General features: G+C 69.8%; 14 protein-coding genes and 1 pseudogene. 11 read left to right on the plus strand and 4 right to left on the minus strand.

The features are described from left to right. Positions 1-65 precede the first annotated feature (65 nt). The 5 genes and pseudogenes from I0D00_RS10045 (at position 66) to selO (ending at position 9785) form a co-directional block, all read left to right on the plus strand. Positions 66-1114, plus strand: a pseudogene (locus I0D00_RS10045) (NAD(P)H-dependent flavin oxidoreductase). 81 nt (positions 1115-1195) lie between these two features. Next, the gene (locus I0D00_RS10050) at positions 1196-2998 is read left to right on the plus strand and encodes an acyl-CoA dehydrogenase (RefSeq protein ID WP_213639580.1); all 1803 of its coding nucleotides are present in this window, start codon (positions 1196-1198) and stop codon (positions 2996-2998) included. Positions 2999-3128: 130 nt separating this feature from the next. Beyond that, on the plus strand, positions 3129-4874 hold the full coding sequence (locus I0D00_RS10055; protein WP_213639581.1) for a potassium/proton antiporter: 1746 nt from the start codon (positions 3129-3131) through the stop codon (positions 4872-4874). 33 nt (positions 4875-4907) lie between these two features. Further along, a complete protein-coding gene (gene mscK / locus I0D00_RS10060; RefSeq protein WP_213639582.1) occupies positions 4908-8255 on the plus strand; it encodes a mechanosensitive channel MscK in 3348 nt (1115 codons plus the stop codon). 69 nt (positions 8256-8324) lie between these two features. Further along, a complete protein-coding gene (gene selO, locus I0D00_RS10065) occupies positions 8325-9785 on the plus strand; it encodes a protein adenylyltransferase SelO (RefSeq protein ID WP_213639583.1) in 1461 nt (486 codons plus the stop codon). On the opposite strand, the gene I0D00_RS10070 is transcribed toward selO, so the two are convergent. Further along, positions 9769-10521, minus strand: a complete 753-nt coding sequence (locus I0D00_RS10070; RefSeq protein WP_213639584.1) for an aspartate/glutamate racemase family protein — start codon at positions 10519-10521, stop codon at positions 9769-9771. The genes selO and I0D00_RS10070 overlap by 17 nt on opposite strands. Before the next feature lie 232 nt (positions 10522-10753). Here I0D00_RS10070 and I0D00_RS10075 point away from each other — a divergent pair, with 232 nt between their 5' ends. Next, a complete protein-coding gene (locus I0D00_RS10075) occupies positions 10754-12544 on the plus strand; it encodes an SLC13 family permease (RefSeq protein WP_213639585.1) in 1791 nt (596 codons plus the stop codon). A 122-nt stretch (positions 12545-12666) separates the two neighbouring features. Here I0D00_RS10075 and I0D00_RS10080 read toward each other — a convergent pair whose 3' ends face one another. Both I0D00_RS10080 and I0D00_RS10085 read right to left on the minus strand, forming a co-directional pair. After that, on the minus strand, positions 12667-13539 hold the full coding sequence (locus I0D00_RS10080; RefSeq protein WP_213639586.1) for an alpha/beta hydrolase family protein: 873 nt from the start codon (positions 13537-13539) through the stop codon (positions 12667-12669). A gap of 63 nt (positions 13540-13602) precedes the next feature. Continuing rightward, a complete protein-coding gene (locus I0D00_RS10085; RefSeq protein WP_213639587.1) occupies positions 13603-14493 on the minus strand; it encodes a LysR family transcriptional regulator in 891 nt (296 codons plus the stop codon). Positions 14494-14572: 79 nt separating this feature from the next. On the opposite strand from I0D00_RS10085, the gene trxC reads away from it, so the two are divergent. Both trxC and I0D00_RS10095 read left to right on the plus strand, forming a co-directional pair. Continuing rightward, a complete protein-coding gene (gene trxC / locus I0D00_RS10090; protein WP_213639588.1) occupies positions 14573-15007 on the plus strand; it encodes a thioredoxin TrxC in 435 nt (144 codons plus the stop codon). Positions 15008-15129: 122 nt separating this feature from the next. Then, on the plus strand, positions 15130-15927 hold the full coding sequence (locus I0D00_RS10095) for a universal stress protein (protein ID WP_213639589.1): 798 nt from the start codon (positions 15130-15132) through the stop codon (positions 15925-15927). A 71-nt stretch (positions 15928-15998) separates the two neighbouring features. Here the strand turns inward: I0D00_RS10095 and I0D00_RS10100 are convergent, their stop codons facing one another. Continuing rightward, positions 15999-16772: a ParA family protein gene (locus I0D00_RS10100; RefSeq protein ID WP_213639590.1), complete on the minus strand. Its 774-nt coding sequence runs from the start codon at positions 16770-16772 to the stop codon at positions 15999-16001. A gap of 238 nt (positions 16773-17010) precedes the next feature. On the opposite strand from I0D00_RS10100, the gene I0D00_RS10105 reads away from it, so the two are divergent. From I0D00_RS10105 to I0D00_RS10115, 3 genes are read left to right on the plus strand one after another with little or no spacing between them, the layout of a single operon-like run. After that, positions 17011-17724, plus strand: coding sequence for a beta-ketoacyl synthase chain length factor (locus I0D00_RS10105; RefSeq protein ID WP_213639591.1), 714 nt, complete (start codon positions 17011-17013; stop codon positions 17722-17724). Then, entirely contained in the window at positions 17697-18506 is an 810-nt protein-coding gene (locus I0D00_RS10110; RefSeq protein ID WP_213639592.1) for a lysophospholipid acyltransferase family protein, read from the plus strand. The genes I0D00_RS10105 and I0D00_RS10110 overlap by 28 nt, the downstream gene beginning before the upstream one ends. Beyond that, the gene (locus I0D00_RS10115) at positions 18481-18741 is read left to right on the plus strand and encodes a phosphopantetheine-binding protein (RefSeq protein ID WP_213639593.1); all 261 of its coding nucleotides are present in this window, start codon (positions 18481-18483) and stop codon (positions 18739-18741) included. Before I0D00_RS10110 ends, I0D00_RS10115 begins: the two co-directional genes overlap by 26 nt. The last annotated feature ends 9 nt before the right edge of the window (positions 18742-18750 follow it).

Consider the following 18750-nt stretch of genomic DNA (forward strand, 5'->3'; position numbering starts at 1 on the left):
CGACGACCCGAAACACCAACTGTGGCATGCTCGTGGCCCCGCCACACTGCGGCCAAGGAGGCCCCATGAGCCTGCCAGAATTGCTCGGCTGCGAACTGCCCATCATCCAGGCGCCCATGGCCGGCGCCCAGGACCAGCGCCTGGCCAGCGCCGTGTGCCAGGCCGGCGGCCTCGGCTCGCTGCCGGCCGCCATGCTCGACGCCGCCGGCCTGCGCACGCAGCTGCTGGCCCTGCGCGAGGCGACCGACCAGCCGTGCAACCTGAACTTCTTCTGCCATGCCCAGCCGCCGGCGGATGCGGCCCGCGAGGCGACCTGGCGCGAGCGGCTGGCGCCCTTCTACGCCGAGTTCGGCGTCGACCCCGCCAGCATCCCCGCCGGCCCCGGGCGCCAGCCATTCGACGCGGCCATGGCCGAGTTGGTGGAGGAACTGCGCCCGGAGGTGGTCAGCTTCCACTTCGGCCTGCCACAGGCCGCGCTGCTGGAGCGGGTACGGGCCAGCGGGGCGAAGATCCTCGGCTGCGCCACCACGGTGGCCGAGGCCCTGTGGCTGGAGGCCCGCGGCGTCGACGCGATCATCGCCCAGGGCCAGGGCGGCCGGGGTGCAGGTCGGCAGCGCCTACCTGCTGTGCCCCGAGGCCGGCACCAGCGCGGTGCATCGCGCCGCCCTGCAGAGTGGCGGCGGCGGTGCGCCTGCCGGTGATCGCCGCCGGCGGCATCGCCGACGCCCGCGGCGTGGCGGCCGCCCTGGCCCTGGGCGCGGCCGGGGTGCAGGTCGGCAGCGCCTACCTGCTGTGCCCCGAGGCCGGCACCAGCGCGGTGCATCGCGCCGCCCTGCAGAGCGAGGCGGCCCGGCACACGGCGCTGACCACCCTGTTCAGCGGCCGGCCGGCACGGGGCATCGTCAACCGCCTGATGCGCAGCCTCGGCGCCATGCCCGCCGAAGTGCCGGCCTTCCCCCTGGCCGCGGCCGCCATCGCGCCCCTGCGCGCCGCCGCCGAACGCCAGGGCCTGGGCGACTGCTCGCCGCTCTGGGCCGGGCAGAACCTGGCCGGCTGCCGGCCCGTCGGCGCCGCCCAGCTGACCCGCGAACTGGCCGCCGGGCTGGCCATGTGAACCTCCATCACGGCCATGGATAGTGCTGGGCAGCCGCAAACCGGCTGCCTAGACTCGCCCCCATCATCTGGAGGCCCGCCCATGTCCGAGACCCTGCTCAGCTCCCGCAACCTGGCGTTCGAACTCTACGAGGTGCTGGACGCCGAAGCCCTGACCCGCCGCGAACGCTTCGCCGAACACAACCGCGAGACCTTCGACGCCGCCCTGACCACCGCCCGCGGCATCGCCGAGACGCTGTTCGCCCCGCACAACCGCAAGAACGACGAGCACGAGCCGCAGTACGTCGACGGCGCGGCGCAGCTGATCCCGGAGGTGAAGCCGGCGGTGGACGCCTTCCTCGCGGCCGGCTTCCTCAATGCCACCCGCGACTTCGAGGCCGGCGGCATGCAGCTGCCCAACCTGCTGTCGCAGGCCTGCTTCGCCCACTTCCAGGCGGCCAACGCGGCGACCAGCTCCTACCCCTTCCTGACCATGGGCGCGGCCAACCTGATCGAGAGCTTCGGCAGTGCGGAGCAGAAGCGCCGCTTCCTGCAGCCGATGATCGAGGGCCGCTGCTTCGGCACCATGGCCCTGACCGAGCCCCACGCCGGCTCCTCCCTGGCGGACATCCGCACCCGCGCCGAGCCGGCGGCCGACGGCAGCTATCGCCTCCGCGGCAACAAGATCTTCATCTCCGCCGGCGACCACCCCCTGAGCGAGAACATCGTGCACATGGTGCTGGCCAAGCTGCCGGACGCGCCGCCCGGGGTGAAGGGCATCAGCCTGTTCATCGTGCCCAAGTTCCTGGTGGACGAGGACGGCAACCTGGGCCCGCGCAACGACGTGACCCTGGCCGGGCTGTTCCACAAGATGGGCTGGCGCGGCACCACCTCCACCGCGCTGAACTTCGGCGACAACGGCCAGTGCGTCGGCTACCTGGTGGGCCAGCCGCACCAGGGCCTGTCCTACATGTTCCAGATGATGAACGAGGCGCGCATCGGCGTCGGCATGGGCGCGGTGATGCTCGGCTACGCCGGCTACCTCTACTCCCTGGACTACGCCCGCAACCGCCCCCAGGGCCGCCAGCCCGACGGCAAGAACCCGAGCAGCCCGCAGGTGGCGATCGTCGAGCACGCCGACGTGCGGCGCATGCTGCTGGCGCAGAAGGCCTACGTCGAGGGCGCCTTCGACCTCGGCCTGTACGCCGCGCGCCTGTTCGACGACACCCAGACCCTGGCGAGCGCAGCTGAACGGGCGCAGGCGCTGGAGCTGCTCGACCTGCTCACCCCGATCGTCAAGTCCTGGCCCTCGGAGTTCTGCCTCAAGGCCAACGAACTGGCCGTGCAGATCCTCGGCGGCCACGGCTACACCCGCGACTACCCGGTGGAGCAGTACTACCGCGACAACCGCCTCAACCCCATCCACGAGGGCACCCACGGTATCCAGTCGCTGGACCTGCTCGGGCGCAAGGTGGCGATGAACGGCGGCGCCGCGCTCAAGCGATTGCTCAGGCTGATCCTCGACTGCTGCCAGCGGGCCGCCGCGTTCGAGTCGCTGAGCGCGCTGCGTCAACCGCTGGAACAGCTGCTGGCGCGCCTGCAGGCGGTGACCCTGGCCCTGCTGGGCGACCTGATGAGCGGCAAGGTCAATCGGGGCCTGGCCAACTCGGCGCTGTACCTCAAGGTGTTCGGCCACACGGTGATCGGCTGGCGCTGGCTGGAACAGGCGATTCGCGCCGAGCAGGGCCTGGCCGGCGGCCAGGCGGCCGACCGCGACTTCTACCAGGGCAAGCTGCAGGCCGCGCGCTACTTCCTGACCTGGGAGGTGCCGGCCTGCCAGCACGAACTGGCCCTGCTCGAGGCCCGCGACGCGACCTGCCTGGACATGCGGGACGCCTGGTTCTGAGGCCCCCCGGTTCGGCGCCATGCCCCGCTTGCGCGGGGCATTTTTTTGCCCGCCGGCCGGGGCCTGCGGTTAGAATCGCTGGCACGCGCCATGCATGAAGGCGCCCTCTCCCCTCGGCCGGAGTACGCCCTTGGACGCCAGCGCCATCAACAACCTGTTCCTGATCGGTGCATTGCTGGTGACCATGAGCATCCTGGTCAGCGCCTTCGGCTCGCGTTTCGGCATTCCCATCCTGGTGATCTTCCTCGCGGTCGGCATGCTCGCCGGGGTCGACGGCCCCGGCGGCATCGAGTTCGCCGACTACTCCCTGGCCTACCTGGTGGGCAACCTGGCGCTGGCGGTGATCCTCCTCGACGGCGGCATGCGCACCCGGGTCAAGAGCTTCCGCGTGGCGCTGTGGCCGTCGCTGTCGCTGGCCACCGTCGGGGTGCTGATCACCGCCGGGCTGACCGGCATCGCCGCCGCCTGGCTGTTCGGCCTGAGCCTGATGGAGGGCCTGCTGATCGGCGCCATCGTCGGCTCCACCGATGCCGCCGCGGTGTTCGGCCTGCTCGGCGGCCGCGGCCTCAACGAACGGGTCAGCGCCACCCTGGAGATCGAGTCCGGCAGCAACGACCCCATGGCGGTGTTCCTCACCGTCGCCCTGATCGCCATGCTGGTGCGCGGCCAGACCGGCTTCGGCTGGGAGCTGCCGCTGCAGCTGCTGCTGCAGTTCGGCCTCGGCGGCGTGCTGGGCCTGGGCGGCGGCTGGCTGCTGCTCAACCTGGTCAACCGCATGCACCTGGCCAACGGCCTCTACCCGCTGCTGGTGGTCAGCGGCGGGCTGATCATCTTCGCCATCACCAACGCCGCCGGCGGCAGCGGCTTCCTCGCCATCTACCTGTGCGGCCTGCTGCTGGGCAACCGGCCGATCCGCTCGCGCCACGGCATCCTGCACATGCTCGACGGCCTGGCCTGGCTCAGCCAGATCGGCATGTTCCTGGTCCTCGGCCTGCTGGTCACCCCCCGCGAGCTGCTGCCCATCGCCCTGCCGGCCCTGGGCCTGGCGCTGTGGATGATCCTCATCGCCCGGCCGCTGTCGATCTACCTCGGCCTGCTGCCGTTCCGCGCCTTCCATGACCGCGAGAAGCTGTTCATCGCCTGGGTCGGCCTGCGCGGCGCGGTGCCGATCATCCTCGCGGTGTTCCCGCTGATGGCCGGCCTGGAGAATGCCCAGCTGTTCTTCAACCTGGCCTTCTTCATCGTCCTGGTCTCGCTGCTGCTGCAGGGCACCAGCCTGCCCTGGATGGCCAGGTGGCTGCGCGTCACCGTGCCGCCGGAACCGGCGCCGGTGTCCCGCGCCGGCCTGGAGGTGCATGCGACCAGCGAGTGGGAGCTGTTCATCTACCGCCTGGGCGCCGAGAAGTGGTGCATCGGCGCCGCCCTGCGCGAGTTGAAGATGCCCGAGGGCACGCGCATCGCCGCGCTGTTCCGCAACAACCAGCTGCTGCACCCCTCCGGCAGCACCACCCTGAAGGCCGGCGACCTGCTCTGCGTGATCGGCCACGAGCATGACCTGCCGGCCCTCGGCAAGCTGTTCAGCCAGGCGCCGCAACGGGGCCAGGACCTGCGTTTCTTCGGCGACTTCGTCCTCGAAGGCGACGCCCAGCTCAGCGCCGTCGCCGCGCTCTACGGCCTCAAGCTGGACGGCATCGACGGCCAGCAGCCCCTGGGCCGCTTCATCGCCCATGAGATCGGCGGTGAACCGGTGATCGGCGACCAGGTCGAATGGCAAGGCCTGACCTGGACGGTGGCGGCGATGGCGGGGAACAAGATCCGCAAGGTCGGCGTCAAATTCCCCGAAGGTGTTCGCCCAGGTCCGGGCCTGTTCCTCTAAACTCACTGCCTTTCGAGCCGCACGATCGCGACCATGCCCCTATTCCGCTTCCTATTCGCCGCCGCCCTGCTCGGCCTCTGCCTCGGCGTGGCCCCGCTGCAGGCGGCCGACTCGCCGAAAATCACCGAAGTCAAGCGCAGCCTGGAGAGCCTGGCCGAGCGCAAGCTGCCGGAGGCCGAGCTGCTGGCGCTCAAGCAGACCCTGGAGAAGACCCTCGGCCTGCTCACCCAGCGCGCCGAGAGCGAACAGCGCCTGGCCGAGCTGAAGCAGCAACTCGAGCAGGCGCCGCGGCTGATCGGCGAGGCCCAGCGTGAACTGACCCGGCTCAAGGCCAGCGAGCCGACGGACATCGCCCGGCGCCACGCCGCCACGTCGGTACCGCAGCTGGAGCAGCTGCTCGGCGAGCGCAGCACCCAGCTCAGCGAGTGGCAGAAGCAGCTCGGCGACGCCAACAGCCTGATCATCACCGCCCAGACCCGCCCGGAGCGGGCCCAGGCCGAGATCAGCAGCAACCAGACCCGCACCCAGGAAATCAACAACAGCCTGAAGACCGGCAAGGAATCGGGCAAGCCGCTGACCACCGAGCTGCGCGACCAGCTCAGCGCCGAACTGGCCCTGCTCGACGCCAAGACCCAGTTGCGCCGCCAGGAGCTGGCCGGCAACAGCCTGCTGCAGGACCTGGGCCACGCCCAGCGCGACCTGCTCGAGGAGCGCATGAAGCGCCTGGAGCAGGAGCTGCAGGAGCTGCAGACGCTGATCAACGAGAAGCGCCGCGCGCAATCGGAGGAGACCGTCGCCGAGCAGTCGCGCGAGGCGGAGAAGGCCGGTTCCGACAAGCTGCTGGCCAGCCAGAGCGCGCTCAACCTCAAGCTCTCCGACTACCTGCTCAGCGCCACCGACCGCCTCAACCAGCTGACCCAGCAGAACCTGCAGATCAAGCAGAAGCTCGACAGCCTCAGCCAGACCGACCAGGCCCTCGACGAGCAGATCAACGTGCTGCAGGGCAGCCTGCTGCTGGCCAGGATCCTCTACCAGCAGAAGCAGGCGCTGCCCGCCCTGGAGCTGGACAACAACCTGGCCAACGAGATCGCCGACCTGCGCCTGTACCAGTTCGAGCTGAACCAGCAGCGCGAGCGCATCGGCAACCCCGGCGCCTATGTCGACAGGCTGCTGGCCAAGCAGCCGCCCCAGGACGTCACCCCGGAGCTGCGCAGCACCCTGCTCGAGCTGATCGCCACCCGCCGCGAGCTGCTCGATCGCCTCAACCGCGAGCTCAACGCGCTGCTCAACGAGTCGATAACCCTGCAACTCAACCAGAAGCAGCTGCAGAGCACCGCCGGCGCCCTGAGCGCCACCCTCGACGAGCAGATGTTCTGGATCCCCAGCAACAAGCCGCTGAACCTGGACTGGTTCGCCAGTGCGCCGGGGCTGCTCAAGCGGCAGATCGCCGACCTGCCCTGGGGCGCCAACCTGCGCGCCCTGGGCGCCGGCCTGATCGAGCGGCCGGTGCTGTTCCTGCCGCTGCTGCTGCTGATCGGCCTGCTGCTGTGGAAGCGCGGTTTCCTCTACCGCAAGCTGACCGAGCTGCACCAGGACGTCGGCCACTTCAAGCGCGACAGCCAGCTGCACACGCCCATGGCGATCCTGCTCAACGTCCTGCTGGCCCTGCCCGGCGCCCTGTTCTTCGCCCTCTGCGGCCTGGCCCTGCAGATCGACGCCCGCGGGCAGAACGCCAACCTGGGCTCGGCGCTGTTCGGCATGGCCCTGGCCTGGCTGGTGTTCTACACCGTCTATCGCATCGTCACCCCGGGCGGGGTGGCCGAACTGCACTTCCACTGGCCGCGCCGCCACGTCGGCTTCCTGCACCGGCAGATCCGCTACCTCGGGCTGGTGGTGATGGCCCTGGTGGCCGTGGTCACGGTGGCCGAGCACCAGCCGGCCAGCCTGGCCGAGGACGTGATCGGCATCGCCGTGGTGCTGGCCTGCTTCGGCCTGATGGCCTGGCTGCTGCACAAGCTGCTGCTCAGCGGCTCGGCGCGCGAACACAGCTCCAACTTCCGCACCCTGGTCGGCCTGCTGTTCAGCCTGCTGCCCCTGGCGCTGATCGTCGCGGTCGGCTTCGGCTACTACTACACCGCGCTGAAGCTCAGCGACCGGCTGATCAGCACGCTGTACCTGCTGATCATCTGGACCATCGTCGAGGCGGCCTTCGTCCGCGGCCTGGGCGTCGCGGCCCGGCGCCTGGCCTACCAGCGCGCCATGGCCAAGCGCCAGGCCGTGCCCAAGGAGGGCGCCGAGGGCGGCGAGACGCCGGTGGAGGAACCGACCCTGGACATCGAGCAGGTCAACCAGCAGTCGCTGCGCCTGATCCGCCTGAGCCTGCTCGGTCTGTTCATCGCCGGCCTGTACTGGGTCTGGGCCGACCTGATCTCGGTGTTCGCCTACCTGGACAACGTCACCCTCTACGAATACAGCAGCGGCAGCGGCGAGAGCGCCAGCCTGGTGCCGATCAGCCTCAGCGACCTGCTCGGCGCCCTGATCATAGTGGCCATCACCGTAGCCCTGGCGCGCAACCTGCCCGGCCTGCTCGAGGTGCTGGTGCTGTCGCGCATGCGCCTGGCCCAGGGCAGCGCCTACGCCACCACCACCCTGCTGTCCTACGTCATAGTCGGGGTCGGTTTCGTGGTCACCCTGTCGACCCTGGGGGTCAGCTGGGACAAGCTGCAGTGGCTGGTCGCCGCGCTCTCGGTGGGCCTGGGCTTCGGCCTGCAGGAGATCTTCGCCAACTTCATCTCCGGCCTGATCATCCTGTTCGAGCGCCCGGTGCGCATCGGCGACGTGGTGACCATCGGCAACCTGTCCGGCACGGTCAGCCGCATCCGCATCCGCGCCACCACCATCACCGATTTCGACCGCAAAGAAATCATCGTGCCGAACAAGACCTTCGTCACCGACCAGCTGATCAACTGGTCGCTGCACGACACCGTCACCCGGGTGATCATCCGCATCGGCGTGGCCTACGAGACCGACCTGCCGCTGGCCCGCGAGCTGATGATGCAGGCGGTGCTGGAGAACCCGCGGGTGCTGCGCGATCCCGAGCCGCAACTGTTCTTCCTGACCATCAGCGCCAGCACCTTCGACTACGAGCTGCGCTTCCACGTGCGCGAGCTGGCCGACCGCAACGCCTCGACCGACGAGATCCTCACGCGCATCGCCCTGAGCTTCCGCGAACACAAGGTGGAGATGGCCTTCAACCAGGTCGAGGTGACGCTGAAGAACCAGCAGGGCCAGGAGCTCGACCTCGGCAGCGGCCAGACCAGTGGCGGCCAGCAGCCGCAACTGCGGCCGCAGCCGGCGGCGCCGCTGGTCGACCCGAACTGAACGACGGGTTATGGTCGAGGCCTGAGCCCCCGACCATGACCCGCCGCCCGCCTCCGCTGGAGAGTTGCCTTGAAGTCGCTCACCGACCTGACCTTCGATAACCGCTTCGCCCGCCTCGGCGATGCCTTCTCCACCGAGGTACTGCCCGAGCCGATCGCCGAGCCGCGCCTGGTGGTGGCCAGCCCGGCGGCCATGGCCCTGCTCGACCTCGACCCGGCGGAGGCCGAACTCCCGGAGTTCGCCGAGCTGTTCGCCGGACACAAGCTGTGGAACGACGCCGAACCACGGGCGATGGTCTATTCCGGGCATCAGTTCGGCGTGTACAACCCGCGCCTGGGCGACGGCCGCGGCCTGCTGCTCGGCGAGGTGGTCAACGACGCCGGCGAGCACTGGGACCTGCACCTCAAGGGTGCCGGCCAGACCCCCTACTCGCGCATGGGCGACGGCCGCGCGGTGCTGCGCAGCTCGATCCGCGAGTTCCTCGCCAGCGAGCACCTGCATGCCCTCGGCATCCCCACCTCGCGGGCGCTGTGCGTCACCGCCTCGAGCACCCCGGTGTGGCGCGAGCGCCAGGAAAGCGCCGCCATGCTGCTGCGCCTGGCGCGCAGCCACGTGCGCTTCGGCCACTTCGAGTACTTCTACTACACCCGCCAGCCGGAACAGCTCAAGCAGCTCGGCGAGCACGTGCTCAGCTGCCACTTCCCCGCCTGCCTGAGCCAGGACGAGCCCTACCTGGCGCTGTTCCGCGAGGTGGTCGAGCGCAACGCCGCGCTGATCGCCCACTGGCAGGCCTACGGCTTCTGCCACGGGGTGATGAACAGCGACAACATGTCGATCCTCGGCATCACCTTCGACTACGGCCCCTACGCCTTCCTCGACGACTTCGACGCCAACCACATCTGCAACCACTCGGACGACAGCGGCCGCTACAGCTTCAGCAACCAGGTGCCGATCGCCCAGTGGAACCTGGCGGCCCTGGGCCAGGCCCTGACCGCCTTCGTCGAGGTCGAGGCGCTGCGCGAGACCCTCGGCCTGTTCCTGCCGCTGTACCAGGCCCACTACCTGGACCTGATGCGCCGGCGCCTGGGCCTGACCGATGCCGCCGAGGGCGACGAGGCCCTGGTGCAGCGCCTGTTGCAGCTGATGCAGGGCAGCGCGGTGGACTACACGAACTTCTTCCGCAGCCTCGGCGACAGTGCGCCCGAGCAGGCGCTGGCGCGGCTGCGCGAGGACTTCGCCGACCTGGCCGGCTTCGACGCCTGGGCCGCCGACTACCGGGCCCGCTGCAAAGCGGACGGCGACGACCAGGAGGCGCGGCGCACGCGCATGCACAGGGTCAACCCCAAGTACATCCTGCGCAACTACCTGGCCCAGCAGGTCATCGAGGCCGCCGAGCAGGGCGACTATGGGCCGGTGCGCGAACTGCACGCGGTGCTCAGCCGCCCCTTCGACGAGCAACCGGGTATGGCGCGTTATGCCGAGCGCCCGCCGGAATGGGGCAAGCACCTGGCGATCAGCTGCTCGTCGTAGGCCGGGTTGAACGCCGCGCTACCCCAGGCCGTGAACCTCGAGCCTCCTCCAGCAGCCACTCCAGGCCCATGGCCACATGTACTTCGCTGCTGTCGAGCAGCGGCAAGGGCGCGTCGACACCCTCCAGCAGCAGGCCGATCTCGGTGCAGCCGAGGATCGCCACCTCGGCGCCATCGTCGCGCAACCGCTCCAGGCACTGCAGGTAGAAGGCGCGCGACGCCGTCGTGAACTCGCCGCGGCACAGCTCGGCGAAGATCACCCGGTCGATCTCGGCCATGGCCGCCGCCTCCGGCAGCAGCGTCTCGATGCCGAAGCGCTCACTTAGCCGCTGCCGGTAGAAGGCTTCCTGCAGGGTGAAGCGCGTGCCGAGCAGCGCCGCGCGGCGCACGCCCTGGCGCCCCAGCGCCTGGCCCACGGCGTCGCCGATATGCAGCAAGGGGATGTCCACCGCCGCCGCGATGGCCGGCGCCACCTTGTGCATGGTGTTGCTGGCCAGCAGCAACGCCCCGGCCCCGGCCGTCGCCAGCCCCTGGGCGGCGTGCGCCAGCTGCCGGCCTGCCTCGCTCCAGTCGCCGCGGTTCTGCAGTTCGGCGATCGCCGCGAAGTCCACCGAATGCAGCAACAGGGACGCCGAATGCAGGCCGCCCAGGCGCTCCCGCACGCCCTGGTTGAGCAGCCGGTAGTAGCTCGCCGTGGACTCCCAGCTCATGCCGCCAAGAATGCCTAGCTGACGCATGCTCCGCCCTCCCCGAGTAAACCCCGAGCCTAGCCCCAACGGGGCCTGCGGGCACAGGCACAGTGCGTCGCGCAGGCGCCGGTACAGCCTTATCGAATAAGCCGAAAAGGCATATAAACCTTCTCAAACATTCTTAGACTATCTAAGCAAAGGCCACTATCTTGGCGACCTTGCGCGGCCGCCGCCGGGCGCGCCCGTCACCTCATACGAGATTCGCACGCTAAGGACGCTTATGTTCTGGGACTCCCTGCCATTGCTCTTCGTCGGCGCGCTGCTGATCTGGCTGCTGGTGGCTTTCGTCCGCGAAAAGTGGAGCCCGGACGTGGTCGCGGCGATCGCCGTGGCCGCCCTGCTGGTGGCCCAGCTGCTGGAACCCAAGGAAGTGCTCAGCGTGCTGAGCAACTCGGCGCCGGTGACCATCGCCTGCATGTTCGTGCTGTCCGCCGCCCTGGAGCGCACCGGCTGCATCGACGCCCTGGGCAACTGGCTGGGCAACCTGGTCGGCACCAGCCCGATCCGCGTGCTCACCGGCCTGACCCTCACCGCCCTGGTGATCTCCGCCTGCCTGAACAACACCCCGGTGGTGGCCATCCTCACCCCGGTGGCCATCTCCCTGGCGCGCCGCGCCGGCACCCAGCCGTCCAAGCTGCTGATCCCGCTGTCCTACGCCACCATCCTCGGCGGCACCCTGACCCTGATCGGCACCTCGACCAACATCCTGGTCGACGGCGTGGCGCGCAAGGCCGGCCTGGAGCCCTTCGGCATCTTCGAGATCACCGGCGCCGGGCTGATCCTCGCCACGGTCGGCATGCTCTACCTGCTGACCATCGGCCGCCACCTGCTGCCGGAGCGCGAGACCCTGTCCCGGCAGCTGCGCCCCGACCTGGACCGCACCTTCATGACCGAACTGCTGGTGCCCCAGGCATCGCCGGTGATCGGCAAGACCCTGGCCGAGGCCAACCTCAATGGCGGCAGCGGCCTGCAGGTGCTCAAGCTGTTCCGCGAGGACCAGGAACTCACCGAGCCCGGCCACGACACCCTGCTGGCCAGCGGCGACCGCCTGGTGCTGCACGGCCAGGTGAAGAACGTGGTGGAGCTGCGCGAGAGCGGCCACCTGTCGTTCAACCGCGGCGACGCCTTCGAGACCATCAGCAGCCACGACGTGATCCTCGCCGAGGCCATAGTCGGGCGCAATTCGCGCTACAGCCACCGGCCCATGCGCGACCTCGACCTGACCGCGCGCTACGGCATCGCCGTGCTCGCCGTGCACCGCCAGGACGAGAACATCCAGGGCAACCTCGACGACTTCGAGCTGCAGTTCGGCGACGTCATGCTGGTCGAGGGCACCCCGGCGCAGATCAAGCGCTTCGCCGACAACGGCGAGCTGATCAGCCTCAACGCCGTGCAGGAGCGTGCCTTCCGCCGCGACAAGGCGCCGATCGCCATCGTCGCCACCCTGGCGGTGATGCTCCTGGCCGCCCTCGGCCTGATGCCCATCGAGGGCCTGGCGATCATCGGCGCGGTGACCGTGCTGGCGACCCGCTGCCTGGACGTGGAAGACGCCTACAAGGCGGTGGACTGGAAGATCCTCAGCCTGATCTTCGGCATGCTGGCGATCAGCATCGCCATGGACAAGGTCGGCCTGGTCAGGCTCCTGGTGGAGAACGTCATGGGCTGGCTGCCCTGGGCCGGGCCGCTGCTGATGCTGTCGTTCATCTACCTGTTCACCTCGATCCTCACCGAGATGCTGTCGAACAACGCCGTGGCGGTGCTGGTCACCCCCATCGCCATCGGCCTCGCCCAGCACCTGGGCGTCGACCCGCGGGCCTTCGTGGTGGCGGTGATGTTCGCCGCCAGCGCCAGCTTCGCCACGCCGATCGGCTACCAGACCAACACCTTCGTCTACAACGCCGGCGGCTACCGCTTCACCGACTTCATGAGGGTGGGCATCCCGCTCAACCTGCTGCTGTGGCTGGTGGCGACCCTGGTCATTCCGCTGTTCTGGCCGTTGACGCCGATCTGATCACCCACGCCCAGCTAGCGGCGACCGCGGCTGTCGGTCGGCATGGCGCTAACCGACGCCAGCCTCGGCGAGCCGGATCCGCTGCGAACGAGCCCTCGAGGCTGAGGCCCGGACCGCCGCGCTCAGGCCACCGCGCGGGCAGGCGCCAGGCCGAGGGCGTGCTCCAACCAGGCCAGCTGCTCATCCCACAGCCCGCGCGGGGTATCGCGGCGGAAGAAGCCGAAGTGCCCGAGTCCGCTCAGCCCCCAGTGCGCCGGCGCGACCACCCGCACCTCGCGGCGTGCCGCCGGGTAGAACGCGGCCAGCGCCTCCACCGCCTGGCGCGGGGCGAAGGCCAGGTCATCGTCGATCACCAGAAACCGCGCCGGCCCTAGCAGCTCGGCGAAGTGCGGGCGCCAGGCACGGCCGTCCGGCGTGGCGATGAAGGCCGGCGTGCGGCACCAGCGCGCCCACTCCAGCGCCACCTCCCGCGGCAGCGCCTCGCCGCCCATGACCCAGCCCGGCAGCCGGCCGCAGGCGCGAGTGAGCAGCGGAATCAGCGCATACCAGTTGAGCGCCAGGCGCCACTGCCGGCGCGCCGGCCACAGGCGCCAGTAGCCGGACTGGGCGGCCACGCCGAGCAGCGCCCGGATGCGCCCGGCGTTGTCGGCCAGGCCCGGCAACTGCCCGCCCACCGAGTGGCCGAGTACCGCCAGCGGCAGGTCGGCGGGCAGGTGGTCGAGCAGGCTCGCCAGATCGATGCGCCCCCAGTCGGCCATGCACGGGGCCGGCCCCTGCCAGGTCGCCGAGCGGCTGGCGCCGATGCCGCGGTAGTCGTAGGTGAATACCCAGGCGCCGCGCTCGGCCGCGTGCTCGGCAAAGCTGCGGTAGAAACGCTGGGCGACGCCGGTGGCGCCGTTCAGCAACAGGCAGTAGCGCGGCAGTGCCGGGCGGAAGGCGCTGACGGCGAGCGGGTGACCATCGCGGGCGGGCAAGGTGTAGCTGTCGAAACGCATGGCGGACTCCTCCTGTGCAGGCCGCCACTCTTGCCGGCCGTCGCCGAGGAGAAAAGCGAGATTTCAGCCCTCCAGGGCTGAGAAAAACTCAGCGCTACGAGTCTCCATCCCGGCCAGGCGCGCCTCCAGCCAGTCGACCACCCGCAGCAGCGCCGGGCTCTGCGCCGTGGCCGGCCAGACCGCCCACAGCGCCCCGCCGCTGACCCGCCGCCCCGGCCACAGCGGCCGCAGGCCGCCGCCCTGCAACGCGTCGATGCACAGCGGCAGAAAGCCGATGGCCACCCCCAGCCCCTGCTCGGCGGCGCTCAGCACCGCCGCGTAGCTGTCCAGCTCCAGGCCGTCGGCCGCCGGTTGCCAACCGTACGCCGCGGCCCACTGCTCCCAGCTGTGCCGCTCCTGGCTCAGGCGGATCGGCAGCAGATCGTCCGGCGGCGGCCAGGACACCTCCGGAAAGCCCGCGGCCACCAGCGGCGCCAGTTGAAAACCGCTCAGGCGCCGGGCGCACAGCGCGCCCCAGTCCGCCGGATCGACGGCGAAGCGCAGGCCGAGGTCGATGCCATGGCCTTCCAGGTCGAGGATTTCGCGGCGGGTGTCGAGGCTCAGCAGGCGCTCGCCGAGCAGCCCCTGCAGTTCCCCCAGCGCAGGCAGCACCACGGCCTGGGCGAGGAAGGGAAAGCTGGATAGGCGGAACGGCCGCCGCACCTGGCGCGCCCGGGTGGCGCTCTCCAGCTGGCGAATCGCCGGCGCCACCTCGGCCCAGAACGAGCGCCCGGCGTCGGTCAGCGCCAGGCCGCGGGGCAGGCGCTGGAACAGCTTGCAGTCCAGCGCCGCCTCCAGCTCGCGCAACTGGTGGCTGACCGCCGTCGGTGTGACATGCAGCCGTTCGGCGGCGCGCTTGACGCTGAGGGTGTCGCCGAGCACGGCGAAGGTGCGCAGTAGATTCAACGATGCCATGGGTCCTCCGGTGCCGCTCACTCTAACCTTGTTTTATCGCCCTCCCGCCACCACCTTGAAGGCAACCCAGGAGTACCCCATGTCGCCACCCATGCTGATCCCCTGCCCCCACTGTGGCGGCCTCAACCGCATCCCCGCCCAGCGCCTGGGCGACAACCCGGTGTGCGGGCGCTGCAAGCACACGCTGTTGCCCGCCGCCCCCTTCGAGCTGAACCAGGCCAGCTTCGCCAGCCAGCTGCAGGGCGACCTGCCCTTGCTGGTCGACGTCTGGGCCGACTGGTGCGGCCCCTGCAAGGCCTTCGCGCCGACCTTCGCCCAGGCCGCGCACCAGCTGCAGGGCCGCGTGCGCCTGGGCAAACTGGACAGCGAGGCCAACCGCCAGCTGGCCGGACAACTGGGCGTCCGCTCGATTCCCAGCCTGATCCTGTTCCGGGGCGGCGCCGAAGTGGCCCGGCAGAGCGGCGCGCTACCGCTGCCGCAGCTGCTCGCCTGGCTCGCCGGCCAGGGCATCTGAGCGGCGCCGCGACCGACGGGGGCGCACGGCCTGACGCCTGACCTTGCGGTAGATCAATACAACGGCTAAGCCTGTGGGGATAATAAATTTCCGAGCCCCCCGACGGCTGGAGTGCCTGTCCCATGTTCAGCCACATCCTCATCGCCCATGACCTGCGCGACACCGCCGACCTGGCCCTGTGCCGGGCCGCCCAGCTGGCCCGGCAGCACAATGCCCGGCTGACCATCCTGCATGTCCTCGACCCCGGCCTCGACGGGGCGCAACAGGAGCAGGCGCAACAGGCCCTGGATCGCAGCCTGACCCGCCACGCCCCGCCCGGCAGCGAGCTGTGCCTGCGCAGCGGCAAGCCGTCCGAAGTGGTGCTGCAGCAGCTGCAGGCCCTGGGCTGCGACCTGCTGGTGCTCGGCGCCCACCACCAGCGTCACGACTTCTTCTCCGGCACCAGCCTGGACCGTATCGCCCGCCAGTGCCCGGTGCCCCTGCTGCTGGTCGCCCACAACGACTTCCAGCCCTACCAGCGCGCCCTGGCCGCCATCGACTTCTCCCTGTGCGCCTGCAGTGCCCTGGGCCAGGCCTACCGCCTGCTGCCGAGCAGCGCCGGGCTGCACGCCCTGCATGTATTCGAGGCGGACAAGGGCACGCCGCGCCAGGTCGAGGCCCAGCTGCAGATCCAGCAGGCGCTGATCGACCAGCTGCTCGAGGACGAGAGCCGCAACCTGCCCAGCGACGGCCCGAGCCTGAGCCACGAAGTTATCCAGGGCGGCATCCTGCGCTGCCTGCAGGAGCAACTGAAGGCCCGTCGCAGCGAACTCCTGGTGCTTGGCAGCCACGGCCGCAGCGCCCTGTCCCAGGCCCTGCTCGGCAGCCTGGCCCAGCACTTCCTGCACCGCGCGCCCTGCGACATCTTCGTGGTCCGCTAGACGCGGCCACTCAGCATACAACCGCAAACGCACGAGGCGCCCATGGCGCCGCGTACGTCTAGCCTGTCGCTCTAGACGCCGGCATCGAGCAGGTCGTGCAGCTCGACGAACTGCTGGGTCAGCTTGTGCCGCGCATCCAGATGGATCAGCGGCGTACAGGCCTGGTGCGATTCGCGCATCTTCACCGAGCTCATCAGGTTCACCGGCAGCACCGGCAACCCCTCGCCGAGCAACTCGTCGAGCAGCAGTTGCGGCAGGGACGCCCGCGGCTGGAACTGGTTGACCACGATGCCCTCCACCGCCAGGGCCTCGTTGTGGTCCTCGCGCAGCTCCTCGATCTCCTGCAGCAGGCCGTACAGGGCATTGCGCGAGAAGCTGTCGCAGTCGAAGGGTATCAGGCAGCGATCGGCGGCGATCAGCGCGGAAACCGTGTAGAAGTTCAGAGCCGGCGGAGTATCCAGGTAGATCCTGTCGTAGTCCTCGCCCAGCTCGTCCAGCAGTTTGCGCAGCTTGTTGATCTTGTGCTTGGCCTCGAGCTTGGGCTGCAGATCGGCCAGCTCCGCGGTGGCGGTGATCACGTGCAGGTTGGCGAACGGCGTCTCGTAGATGTCGACCCGGCCCTTCTTGGCGAAGGGCCCGCTGGCCAGGGTCTGCTTGAAGAACTCGGCGATCCCGGTGGGAATCTCGGCGCCGGTCAGGCCGGTCAGGTAGTGGGTGGAATTGGCCTGGGCATCCAGGTCCACCAACAGGGTGCGATAGCCCTGCGCCGCACTCACCGCCGCCAGGTTGCAGGCGATGCTGGACTTGCCCACGCCGCCCTTCTGATTGAACACCACACGCCGCATCGCACACCTCCCTGAGCCCGGAATGGACCTGGATTCTATGCAAAGCACGTGACAAGCGCGAGGTTGCCAGGCAAGAAGGGCCGCCCGCCGATCCGGAGCGGCCTCGCAACAATTGCGCAGAATGCGCGCCATCTAGATAATGCCGCCACTTCGCCATGGACCGTCCACGCCCCAGAGGCAGAACGGGACGGCCGCAGTTGACAAGGATGCCCGAACGGGCCGGGAAACTTTCCGTGTGATGCATTTCAGGATCGAACAATGGCGTGCCTGGGCCCCCGGCCTGGATAGCACAGATGACTGGCGTGCCTGGTGCAGGACCCCTGTGCCCCTGGAAGACGCCCAGCAGCAGCCGGATGTCGGCTTCCTCCCCGCCCTGCAACGCCGCCGCCTCAGCCGCCTGGCGCGGATGATGTTCCATGTCGCCTGGCCCCTGGCCGAAGGCCACAGGGCGCTGCCCCTGGTGTTCGCCTCGCGCCACGGCGACGCCCCGCGCACCCTGGCGCTGCTCGAGCAGCTGGCCAGTGGCGAGCCGCTGTCGCCGACCCAGTTCAGCCTTTCGGTGCACAACGCGACCATCGGCCTGTGGTCGATCCTGCGCGGCGACACCAGCGAAATGAGCGCCCTGGCGGCCGCCGGCGACGGCCTGGAGCAGGCCCTGCTGGAGGCCTGCAGCCTGCTCGGCGACGGCGCCCCGGCCGTGCTGCTGGTCCTCGCCGAAGAGATGCCACCGCCGCTCTACGCGGCCCAGGTCGACGACGTGCCCTTTCCCTATGCCGTCGCCCTGCTGCTGACCCCGGGCCAGGACTGGCGCCTGCAGCTGCACGCCGGCAGCGGCCCGCGCGCCGACTGGCCCCACGCCCTCAACCTGCTGCGCGCCCTGTGCGGCGAACGGCACAGCCTCGAGCACCACTGGAAGAATCGTCGATGGATCTGGTCACCCACCACGGCCTGAGCCGCCACAGCGCCCCCTACGGGTGGCGTCTGCTCGCCACCGCCCTGAGCTTCGCCCTGTTCGGCCTCGGTGGCGTGCTCCTGCGCCTGCTGGTCTTCCCGGCGCTGGCCCTGCTGCCCGGCGACGCGCTGGCACGCCGCAGCCGCGCCCGGGCCACCGTGAGCCGGGCCTTCCGCCTGTTCGTGCAGTTCATGTTCAGGACCGGGGTGCTGACCTACGAGGTCGAGGGCGTCGAGCGCCTGGGCCGCCCCGGGCAGATGATCATCGCCAATCACCCCTCGCTGATCGACGTGGTGGTACTGATCGCCTTCATCCGCGACGCCAACTGCGTGGTCAAGCAGAGCCTGTGGGACAACCCCTGCATGCGCGGGCCGATCCGCGCCGCCGGCTATATCAGCAACAGCGGCAGCCTGGACATGCTCGACGAGGCCGCCGCCGCACTGCTGGGCGGCCAGACCCTGATCGTCTTTCCCGAGGGCACCCGCACCACCCCCGGCCAGCCGCCGCAGTTCCACCGCGGTGCCGCCGCCATCGCCGTGCGTGGGGCGCGCATCGTCACCCCGGTGGTGATCAGCGTGACGCCCACCACCCTGACCAAGGCCGAGCCCTGGTACAGCATTCCACCGCGGCGCTTCCACTTCCGCCTGCGCGTCGGCCAGGACATAGACCCGCGGCAGTTCCAGGGTCCGCACCCGGTCGCCTCGCGCAAGCTCAACGAACACCTGCACCAGCACTTCATCAAGGAGCTCGCCGAAGATGAGCGATCTGCACACAGAGATTAAGCACCTGATCATCGACTCCCTGGGCCTCGAGGACATGAGCGCCGAGGACATCGCCGCCGACCTGACCCTGTTCGGCGAAGGCCTGGGCCTGGACTCGGTGGATGCCCTGGAGCTGGGCCTGGCGATCCAGAAGCGCTTCGGCATCAAGATCGACGCCGAGGCCAAGGACACCCGCACCCATTTCGCCAACGTGGCCAGCCTGGCGGCCTTCGTTTCCGCCCACCAGGCCGCCTGAGGACGCCCC

It is taken from the genome of Pseudomonas lalucatii (assembly GCF_018398425.1).
Taxonomy (GTDB): domain Bacteria; phylum Pseudomonadota; class Gammaproteobacteria; order Pseudomonadales; family Pseudomonadaceae; genus Aquipseudomonas; species Aquipseudomonas lalucatii.

Excerpts from the sequence above, each read along its gene's own strand:
- trxC (WP_213639588.1), top strand. The coding sequence starts at position 14,573 with ATGTCGCCACCCATGCTGATCCCCTGCCCCCACTGTGGCGGCCTCAAC.
- I0D00_RS10080 (WP_213639586.1), bottom strand. The coding sequence starts at position 13,539 with ATGCGTTTCGACAGCTACACCTTGCCCGCCCGCGATGGTCACCCGCTC.
- mscK (WP_213639582.1), top strand. The coding sequence starts at position 4,908 with ATGCCCCTATTCCGCTTCCTATTCGCCGCCGCCCTGCTCGGCCTCTGC.
- I0D00_RS10100 (WP_213639590.1), bottom strand. The coding sequence starts at position 16,772 with ATGCGGCGTGTGGTGTTCAATCAGAAGGGCGGCGTGGGCAAGTCCAGC.
- I0D00_RS10085 (WP_213639587.1), bottom strand. The coding sequence starts at position 14,493 with ATGGCATCGTTGAATCTACTGCGCACCTTCGCCGTGCTCGGCGACACC.
- I0D00_RS10070 (WP_213639584.1), bottom strand. The coding sequence starts at position 10,521 with ATGCGTCAGCTAGGCATTCTTGGCGGCATGAGCTGGGAGTCCACGGCG.
- I0D00_RS10110 (WP_213639592.1), top strand. The coding sequence starts at position 17,697 with ATGGATCTGGTCACCCACCACGGCCTGAGCCGCCACAGCGCCCCCTAC.
- I0D00_RS10075 (WP_213639585.1), top strand. The coding sequence starts at position 10,754 with ATGTTCTGGGACTCCCTGCCATTGCTCTTCGTCGGCGCGCTGCTGATC.
- I0D00_RS10050 (WP_213639580.1), top strand. The coding sequence starts at position 1,196 with ATGTCCGAGACCCTGCTCAGCTCCCGCAACCTGGCGTTCGAACTCTAC.
- I0D00_RS10105 (WP_213639591.1), top strand. The coding sequence starts at position 17,011 with ATGCATTTCAGGATCGAACAATGGCGTGCCTGGGCCCCCGGCCTGGAT.
- I0D00_RS10095 (WP_213639589.1), top strand. The coding sequence starts at position 15,130 with ATGTTCAGCCACATCCTCATCGCCCATGACCTGCGCGACACCGCCGAC.
- I0D00_RS10115 (WP_213639593.1), top strand. The coding sequence starts at position 18,481 with ATGAGCGATCTGCACACAGAGATTAAGCACCTGATCATCGACTCCCTG.